At 37.9% G+C, this 10,019-nt stretch carries 9 protein-coding genes; all 9 read right to left on the reverse strand.

Features of this window, described 5'->3' with window-relative positions; genetic code table 11:
• Positions 1–47: 47 nt before the first annotated feature.
• Positions 48–857 carry a biotin--[acetyl-CoA-carboxylase] ligase gene (locus tag FS875_RS05615; RefSeq protein ID WP_207999984.1) on the reverse strand — a complete coding sequence of 270 codons (810 nt, stop codon included), beginning with the start codon at positions 855–857 and terminating at the stop codon, positions 48–50.
• Positions 857–2,311: an NADH-quinone oxidoreductase subunit NuoN gene (gene nuoN / locus FS875_RS05620; RefSeq protein WP_144754164.1), complete on the reverse strand. Its 1,455-nt coding sequence runs from the start codon at positions 2,309–2,311 to the stop codon at positions 857–859. Before nuoN ends, FS875_RS05615 begins: the two co-directional genes overlap by 1 nt.
• A 17-nt stretch (positions 2,312–2,328) precedes the next feature.
• Complete coding sequence (locus tag FS875_RS05625; protein ID WP_144754185.1) at positions 2,329–3,798, reverse strand: NADH-quinone oxidoreductase subunit M; 1,470 nt, start codon at positions 3,796–3,798, stop codon at positions 2,329–2,331.
• Positions 3,798–5,762: an NADH-quinone oxidoreductase subunit L gene (gene nuoL / locus FS875_RS05630; RefSeq protein WP_144754188.1), complete on the reverse strand. Its 1,965-nt coding sequence runs from the start codon at positions 5,760–5,762 to the stop codon at positions 3,798–3,800. Before nuoL ends, FS875_RS05625 begins: the two co-directional genes overlap by 1 nt.
• A 6-nt stretch (positions 5,763–5,768) precedes the next feature.
• On the reverse strand, positions 5,769–6,077 hold the full coding sequence (gene nuoK / locus FS875_RS05635) for an NADH-quinone oxidoreductase subunit NuoK (protein ID WP_144754190.1): 309 nt from the start codon (positions 6,075–6,077) through the stop codon (positions 5,769–5,771).
• A 14-nt stretch (positions 6,078–6,091) separates the two neighbouring features.
• A complete protein-coding gene (locus FS875_RS05640; RefSeq protein WP_144754167.1) occupies positions 6,092–6,712 on the reverse strand; it encodes an NADH-quinone oxidoreductase subunit J in 621 nt (206 codons plus the stop codon).
• A gap of 92 nt (positions 6,713–6,804) precedes the next feature.
• Complete coding sequence (nuoI, locus tag FS875_RS05645) at positions 6,805–7,296, reverse strand: NADH-quinone oxidoreductase subunit NuoI (protein WP_144754193.1); 492 nt, start codon at positions 7,294–7,296, stop codon at positions 6,805–6,807.
• A 14-nt stretch (positions 7,297–7,310) separates the two neighbouring features.
• Positions 7,311–8,357 (reverse strand): NADH-quinone oxidoreductase subunit NuoH, encoded by a 1,047-nt coding sequence (gene nuoH, locus FS875_RS05650; protein WP_144754196.1) that lies wholly within the window; start codon positions 8,355–8,357, stop codon positions 7,311–7,313.
• A 22-nt stretch (positions 8,358–8,379) separates the two neighbouring features.
• Positions 8,380–10,019, reverse strand: a 1,640-nt coding sequence (locus tag FS875_RS05655; protein ID WP_144754170.1) for a molybdopterin-dependent oxidoreductase, incomplete at its 5' end; no start/stop codon positions are given.

Genomic DNA, 10,019 nt, shown 5'->3' on the forward strand with positions numbered 1-10,019 from the left:
CTCCTAAATCATTAAGATAATCTGATGGTAAAATAAAATTTTATAAATTAATAACGATTTTCATGAACAGAAGCTGCCGAACCAAAATGAACATCTCCAGCTGTTATAATACTTGTCTCACCATTTTTTTGTTTTATGATGCAGTTAAAATCACGATCAAGCCCCTCAAAAATACCCTCAATAGTTTTTTCATCATTAGTTATTTTGATGTATTGCCCAAGGTGAGCAGAATATAAAAGCCATTTTTTGCGGATTATATCACATCCTCCAAGCTGCTTCCAAAGCAGATAATTTTTAGCAAAATACTCTGTCAAAACTGTAAATAATTGTTCTGGTTCAATATGCAAACCAATATTCTTTAAGCTTGAAGTGAGATAGGGACCATCTTCATAATGATGTTTCACATTTATTCCAATACCAATAACCAATATATCTTGTTGTGATGGTAATTTTAAAATCTCGAGCAAAATTCCAGAGCTTTTTGCACCTCTGAGCAAAATATCATTTGGCCATTTTAAGCTTACAATATTGTTTGTTTTCTTTTCATCTTTTATAAATTGTTTTATTGCCTCTGCCACACTGACTCCAGCAACAAAACCAAGTTGAGCAGCGGTTTGATGAACAAGATCATCCATTAACAATAGACTAGAATAAAGGTTCCCTTTTGGACTAGCCCAACTCCTGCCTCTCCTTGCCCTTCCCTGGAATTGTTCTTGCGCAACAATCCAAAGATAACCTTTGTGACCTGCTTGCGCTTTTCGTTGTGCAATGAGATTTGTAGAATCAACACTTTCGTACGATTCAACAGTGTATCCTTGTTTCTTTGCAAAATCTGATAAAATATAAACCATATTCATTAAAATAATGCAGCGGCTGCTTTTTCTGCCAATTCAGCAAACCAAATTCCCAAAAAGGTGTAAAATAAAATAAATAATGCGGAAAGACCAAGACAAAACTGAAGCTCTTTTGATAAGATAACGAAATGCGCTTTTGCATCATCAAACCACATAATTTTAATAACCCGTAAATAGTAAAAAGCACCAATGACGGAAGCTATCATACCAACAATAGCAAGGGGAGTAAGTCCAGCATGAACAGCAGCAGAAAATGTATACCACTTCCCGAAAAAACCAGCCATAGGGGGTATACTGGCTAGCGAGAAAAGCTGTATTGTCATGACAATTGCCATAAACGGATTTGTCTTTGCTAATCCTGAAAGATCATAAATATTTTCAACATTACCACTCTGAGATCGCATTCCAAGAATAAAAGCAAATGAGCCAAGAGTAACACCAAGATAAATGGTCATATAAAGAATAACACTTTTTACCCCAAGCATATCTCCAGCCGATAAACCAACAAGTGCATAGCCCATATGGCTGATCGATGAATAAGCCATTAAGCGCTTAATATTATTTTGACCAATTGCAGCAAACGCACCAAGGATCATTGATGCAAGTGCCATGAAGACCAAAATTTGTTGCCATGCAGGCATCGCGCTATCAACTCGCCCTAGGGGAATAAAGGTCATCACAATAATACGGATGATTAAGGCCATTGCAGCAACTTTAGGCGCACCAGCAAAAAATGCTGTAATCGGTGTTGGGGCACCTTCGTAAACATCAGGTGTCCACATATGAAATGGAACAGCAGAAATTTTAAAAGCTAAACCAGCTAAAATAAATACAATTCCAAAAATAACGCCCAATTGTAAATTTTCACCTTTTAAAGCAAGAGCAATTTCGTGAAAACCAATTTGACCGGAAAAACCATAAAGCAAAGAAATGCCATAAAGCAGCATTCCTGAAGATAATGCTCCCAAAACAAAATACTTTATACCAGCTTCAGAAGATTTTACATTATTACGATTAATCGCAGCTAAAACATATAAAGCTAAGGACTGTAGTTCTAATCCCATATAAAGTGACAGCATATTCCCCGCTGAAATCATCAACATCATGCCAAGGGTTGCTAAAAGAACAAGCACTGGAAATTCAAATATATTGAACTTTTGCGCACTCGCAAAACCAACAGACATAATAAGAGCAAAAAGTGCACCAATAAGCGTCAAAATTTTCATATAACGACCAAAAGAGTCAATAATAAGCGCATTGGTTTGAAATAAGCCAGTCTTTGGAAAAACGATAAGAATAATAATGGTTGCCACAAGAAGAGCCATCGCTAATCCTGTCACCGTTAAAGAAGCACGTGCATTGGAATAAACACCAACCAAAAGCAACACTACTCCCCCTAATGCAATTAAAATCTCTGGAAGAATTAAGACTAATTGTGTTATTATTTCACTTTTCATGAGAATTCTTCCCTTATCTAGTGTAATTTATTGATGAGGGCTTCTACGGAAAACGCCGTCGCTTTAAGAAGTGGCGTTGGATAGATACCAAAGAATATTGTAAGAATAACCATCGGGTAAAGAATAAATTTTTCCCTTGAAGAGAGATCTAGCAATACTTTTAAACTTTCTTTATCCAAGGAACCAAAAACCACACGCCGATAGAGATAAAGGGCATAGGCTGCTGATAAGATAACACCTGTTGTCGCTAAAATAACAACTAATTTATTCACTTGAAAAACACCTATTAAGGTTAAAAACTCACCCAAAAATCCTGAAGTTCCAGGGAGACCGACATTTGCCATCGTAAAGATTAAGAAAACAACAGCATATTTGGGCATATTATTCACTAAACCACCAAACGCTGAAATTTCACGCGTATGCAAGCGATCGTAGATCACCCCAACACAAAGAAATAAAGCTGCGGAAACAATTCCGTGCGATAGCATCTGATAAATAGCCCCTTGGATAGCTTGTTCATTCGCAGCAAAAATACCCATCGTCACATACCCCATATGGGCTATGGAGGAGTATGCAATAAGTTTTTTGATGTCACTTTGAACAAGTGCAACCAATGAGGTATAGATAATTGCAATAAGCGATAATGTGAAAATAAAAGGTGCAAAATCTGCTGAAGCAATAGGAAACATAGGTAAAGAAAAACGAAGAAAACCATACCCACCCAATTTGAGTAAGACACCAGCTAAAATAACAGAACCTGCTGTCGGTGCTTCCACATGAGCATCAGGGAGCCAGGTATGAACTGGCCACATCGGCATTTTAACAGCAAAAGAAGCAAAAAATGCCAACCATAACCATATTTGCATATGGGCTGGAAACTGATAATTGAGTAAAGTTGGTATATCAAGTGTCCCTGCCTGCCAATACATAGCCATAAGGGCAACCAGCATAAGCACTGAACCAAGTAAAGTATATAAGAAAAATTTTATACTAGCATAAACACGACGTGCACCACCCCACACCCCTATAATGATAAACATTGGAATGAGGCTACCTTCAAAAAAAACATAAAATAATATTGCATCAAGAGCACAAAAGACTCCAATAATGGCAACTTCAAGAAGAAGAAAAGCAATCATATAAGCTTTTAATCTCTCTTTAACACTCTCCCAACTTGCTAAAATACAAAAAGGCAAAAGAAAAGCAGAGAGAACAACAAAAAGAATCGAAATACCATCAATCCCCATGTGATAGCTAATGCCATCCCCTAGCCAACTGAATTTTTCAACCATTTGAAAATTCGGGTTGCTAGAATCAAATCCTATCCAAATAATCAAAGAAATAATAAAAACAAATATCGTCGTAAAAAATGCGACATTGCGTATATTATGGCGCGCAGCTTCACTATCATCTTTGATAAACAAAATAAGCAGTACACCCACAAGTGGCAAAAATGTAACCGTAGAAAGAATAGGCCAATCGGTCATTAGTTTACGCCCCCGATCATCATCCATGTAATCAGCAATGCAATACCTATAAGCATCGCAAATGCATAGTGGTAAAGATAGCCTGTTTGCATCCGAACAACTCTATTTGTAATATCAACAACACGTGCTGCGATACCATTAGGACCTAGACCATCAATAATTTTACCATCCCCCACTTTCCAAAGAAAAGAACCAATCTTAAAGACAGGACGAACAAACAAAAAGTTATATAATTGATCGAAATACCATTTTTGGTAAAGAAATTGATATAATCCTGGCATAAGACGAGCCATTTTCTTGGGAAGAGAAGGAAAAGAAATATAGAACAAATAGGCGAACATAAATCCAAGAACCATTGCTATAAATGGCGACCATTTTACCCAATTAAAAACATGGTGGGCATCATGAAGAATATGATTGTGGCTGCTTGTAAATAATGCTCCCTTCCAAAAAGCATCATAAAAGTCACCAAAAAAGTGAGGCTGAAAAATAACACCCGCAAATATTGCCCCAAGAGATAAAATAAACAGTGGCATTAACATAACTGGAGGTGATTCATGTACATGATGCATAACATCAGCTGTTGCTCGTGGCTTCCCATGAAATGTCATAAAAATAAGCCGCCATGAATAAAAGCTTGTTAAAAAGGCCGCAAAAACAAGGAGATAAAAAGCATATCCTGAAGCAATATTATGCGATGCAAAAGCGGACTCTATAATCGCATCCTTAGAGAAAAAACCAGCCGTTCCAAAAATTGTTCCTGGGATTCCAACACCGGTTAATGCAATGGTTCCTACCATCATCATCCAATAAGTGACCTTTATATGCTTGCGTAAGCCACCCATTTTTCGCATATCTTGTTCATCGGATACAGCATGAATGACAGAACCCGCACCAAGAAACAAGAGAGCCTTAAAAAAAGCATGGGTAAAAAGATGAAAAACAGCTGCTCCATAAGCTCCAACACCAAGAGCGACAAACATATACCCGAGTTGAGAACATGTAGAATAAGCAATAACACGTTTAATATCATTCTGCACCAATCCTACAGTTGCTGCAAAAAACGCAGTCGTGGCTCCAATAATAATAATCACGGTCAAAGCAATCGAAGACAGTTCAAAAATTGGTGACATACGCGCAACCATAAAAACACCAGCTGTGACCATTGTAGCGGCATGAATAAGCGCTGAGACAGGTGTTGGTCCTTCCATGGCATCAGGAAGCCAAGTATGTAAAAGAAATTGTGCTGATTTACCCATCGCACCAATAAATAACAAAAGACATGTAACAGTGATTGCTGCTTGCCCATCAAGCTGCCAACCTAAAAATGTCATATTTTGTATAAAGTTATGGTCTGCAGCTTTTGCAAAAATAGAGGCAAAATCAACTGATTGGAATAAAACAAAAACACTAAAAATTCCTAACAGAAAACCAAAGTCTCCAACACGATTAACCACAAAAGCTTTCATTGCTGCTTTATTCGCAGAATCTCTCTGAAACCAAAAACCAATAAGCAAATAAGAAGCAAGTCCCACACCTTCCCAACCAAAAAACATCTGGATCAAATTATTGGATGTTACCAACATCAGCATCATAAATGTAAAGAGAGAAAGATAAGAAAAAAAACGAGACCTTGAAGGATCATGATGCATATAACCAATTGAATAAATATGCACTAATGCCGAAACACTGTTTACAACAATAAGCATAACAGCTGTTAATGTATCAATATGAAGAGCCCAGTCAAAGCTTAAATCACCAACATCGAGCCAATGCAAAACTAAGATATCAACCACTGAAGCATGACCAAGTGCAATATTCAAAAATGCTACCCACGACAATATGGCAACAATCACCATAAAGCTACATGTTATCAACTCGCTTGCACGATCTCCTATAGTTTTTCCACCTAATGCCGCAATTAAAAAACCCAAAAGCGGAAGAAAGACGATCGTATAATACATCACTGGTTAGCCTTTCATTACGTTAACATCTTCAACCGCAATAGAACCACGATTACGGAAGAAAACAACAAGAATTGCCAAACCAATGGCGGCTTCAGCAGCTGCTACCGTTAAGACAAATAAAGCAAATATCTGCCCTACAAGATCATGAAGAAATGCCGAAAATGCAACAAAATTTATATTAACGGAGAGTAATATAAGCTCAATAGACATTAAAATAATGATTACATTTTTTCTGTTAAGAAAAATTCCAGCAATACCAATTGTAAACATCAAAGCAGAAACAGTGAGATAATGCGCAATATCGATATGCATAGCCATAGCCCCCCTTAAATACCTTTACCTGATTCAACTTGCTTGATTTCAATGGCACTTTCTACCGTTCTAGAAACTTGCTCTGCAATGGATTGTCGTTTGACACCCGATTTATGGCGAAGTGTTAAAACAATAGCACCAATCATTGCAACTAATAAAATTATTCCAGCAATTTGAAAATAGAAAACATAATCCGTATAGAGAATATCGCCTAATGCCTGTGTATTTGTTCGCTGCCCTAAGTCTGGCATTGGCTGTATAACATGCGTTTTAAGAATTGGAGAAAAATGGCTACTCATAAAAACAATTATCAATTCCACAGCGATAATAACGCCAATAAGAGCGCCTATAGGCGCATATCGAAGAGCACCACTTTTAAACTCAGCAAAATCAACATCAAGCATCATAACGACAAATAAAAATAAAACAGCGACAGCTCCAACATAAACAACGAGGAGAATAAGCCCCAAAAACTCTGCTCCTGCAAGCAAAAATAAAGCTGCGGCATTAAAAAATGCAAGGATTAAAAATAAAACAGAATGCACAGGATTGCGTGCTGTAATAACAATCACTGCACTTGTTAGCATAATAAAAGCAAACAAATAGAAAAATGCCGCCGCTAGACCTGTTAGCATAGGCTTCTCCTTAATTATTTAAACAATTGGTACAAACTTCATACCAGATTACAATTTATCGGAAAAATTATCCGATACCTCAAATGATACACTTAACGATAAGGTGCATCTATCAATATATTGCGAGCAATTTCTCGCTCCCAGCGATCTCCGTTGCTTAAAAGCTTTTCTTTATCATAATACAGTTCTTCTCGCGTTTCTGTAGCAAATTCAAAATTTGGCCCTTCTACAATAGCTTCAACGGGACAAGCTTCTTGACAAAAACCACAGTAAATACACTTAACCATATCTATATCATAACGGACAGTCCTCCGTGTACCGTCATTACGCCTCGGTCCTGCTTCAATGGTAATTGCTTGTGCAGGGCAAATTGCTTCACATAATTTACAAGCAATACAGCGTTCTTCACCATTTGGATAACGACGAAGTGCATGTTCTCCACGGAAACGCTCAGAAACAAAACCCTTCTCATAAGGATAATTAATCGTAGGCTTTGCTGCAAAAAATTGACGCATGGCTAAGAAAAAAGCACTCATAAACTCTAAGAGAAGAAGTGACTTTGCTGCCTGAAAAAAAACTGACATCATAAAAACTCCTCTTAAACGAAATTCGTAAACTTTAAAAAAGCCGCAGTTATCACAACCATTGCCAGTGAGAGAGGAAGAAAAACCTTCCAACCAAGCCGCATGAGTTGATCATAACGATAACGTGGAACAAAAGCTTTGACCATAGCAAACCAAAAAAATACAAAGCAAACTTTTAAAACAAACCAAATGACACCGGGAACCCAATTAAGCCACCAAACATCTAAAGGAGGCAACCAACCGCCTAAAAATAAAATGGTTGTTAATGCGCACATTAAAACAATAGCAACATATTCACCAAGAAAGAAGAGCATATATGGCGTTGAAGAATATTCTACCATATGACCAGCAACAAGCTCAGATTCTGCTTCCACTAAATCAAATGGAGGACGATTTGTTTCTGCAAGTGCAGAAATAAAAAAGATAATAAACATTGGAAAAAGAATGAGCCAATTCCAATCGAGAAAACTGTTAAAAGGAAGACCTAGAGTTGTACCAAGGCCATTTGCTTGTTTAAGAACAATTGTTGTAAGATCCAATGAACCACTTACTAAAATGACAGTCACAAGCACAAAACCAATAGAAACTTCATAAGAAACCATTTGGGCTGCCGAACGAAGAGCTCCTAAGAAAGGATATTTTGAATTTGATGCCCATCCCCCCATAATAACACCATAAACTTCAAGAGATGAAATGGCTAAGATATAAAGCAATCCAACATTAATCTTTGCAACTTCCCACCCCTCATTGACAGGGATAACAGCCCAAGTTGATAAAGCAAGCGTTGCTGAAACAAAAGGAGCTAAAAGAAAAACACCCTTATTTGCACCTGCTGGAATAATAGGTTCTTTCACAACAAATTTAATTAAATCTGCAAAAGACTGTAGTAATCCCCACGGACCAACAACATTGGGACCACGCCGCAATTGTACAGCTGCCCAAATCTTTCTATCTGCATAGAGAAGATAAGCAACTAAAACCAACAGAACGACTAAAAGAAGAAGTGTTTTCCCAACAATAACAAGTAATGGCAACAGCCAAGTCATAAAGAAATCATACATCATTATTCCTCTTCCTTTGCCCTTACTCTACAGCTTGCATAGCACGGCTTTTTGCAAGAGATGAACATTCAGCCATAACGGCAGAAGCACGTGCTATCGGATTTGTCAAATAAAAGTCTTTAACCATAGAAGTAAATGCTTGACCTTCTAGGGAAACCATTTTTGAACCAAGTGCCTTAAGACCACTGATATCAGAAGGTATTATATCATCAATGGCACAAAGATGTGGGTAATCATTAAATAAGCATTGTCTTAATTGGGAAAGAGAATCAAAGGGGAGCCTTTGTCCTAAAACATCCGATAAGGCACGCAAAATAGCCCAATCTTCTTTTGCTTCACCTGGAGCAAAACCAGCCCGATTTGTCATTTGCACACGCCCTTCTGTATTCACATAAAGCCCTGATTTTTCAGTATAAGTTGATGCAGGTAAAATAACATCAGCAGCATGTGCACCATTATCACCATGGCTACCAATATAAATTTTAAAAGCTTTTATATTGGCCAATTCAACTTCATCAGCACCAAGCAAAAATAAAACCTCACAGGTTTTAAGAATATTTGCAACCCCAAGCTGAGACGTAAAGCCTATGTCTAACCCTCCAACGATTGACGCTGCATTATGAAGAATCCCAAACCCATTCCATTCTTCACTAAGAGCACCAATATTATCCGCTAATTTAGCAAGGTTTTTTAAAACAGATAAGCCTTCATTTCCGCAAATCGCCCCCTCTCCGATAAGAATAAGAGGCCTCTTTGCTTCTTTTAAAACGTTAAAAAAAGCATTTTCTCTACCAATAAGTGTCTTTAAAGCATCACCCCCAGATCCAAGATAAGCATAAGGATAACGTAAATCGACTTCCTCTCCAATAAGCGCGATAGGAAAATTTCCCATCCGCTGGCGTTTTAAAATACGTGCATTTAAAACAGCAGCTTCATGGCGTGGATTAGAGCCCACAATAAGCAATGCGTCAGCCTGTTCAATTCCTGCAATTGTAGGATTAAAAATATAACTCGAACGTCCAAACTCTGGCGACAAAGCAACACCTCGTTGACGACAATCAAAGAGCTTAGAACCCAACGAGATCAGTAATGCTTTAAGGGCATACATTTCTTCAACAGAAGCAAGGTCCCCTGCAATTGCCCCTATTTTTTCTGGCAAGGTTTTAGAAACCACCATTTTAATCTTTTCAAAAGCTTCTGCCCAACTTACAGGCTGAAGTTTTCCATCTTTGCGTATATATGGTCTATCAAGCCGCTGCGTACGCAACCCATCCCAAATAAAACGCGTCTTATCAGAGATCCATTCCTCATTTACATCTTCATTTGTCCGCGGCATAATCCGCATGACTTCACGACCACGACTATCAATGCGGATCGCACTCCCAAGTGCGTCCATAACATCAATCGACTCTGTTTTAATCAACTCCCAAGGACGTGCATGAAATGCATAAGGCTTTGAAGTTAAAGCGCCTACTGGACAAAGATCAATAACATTGCCCTGTAACTCAGATGTCATAGCTTTTTCAAGATATGTCGTAATTTCAGCATCTTCACCACGACCGATCAAGCCAAGTTCAGAAATACCTGCTACTTCTGTTGTAAAACGGACACAACGTGTACAATGAATGCAGCGTGTCATAACCGTTTTCACCAGTGGTCCAA

It is taken from the genome of Bartonella saheliensis, assembly GCF_902162175.1.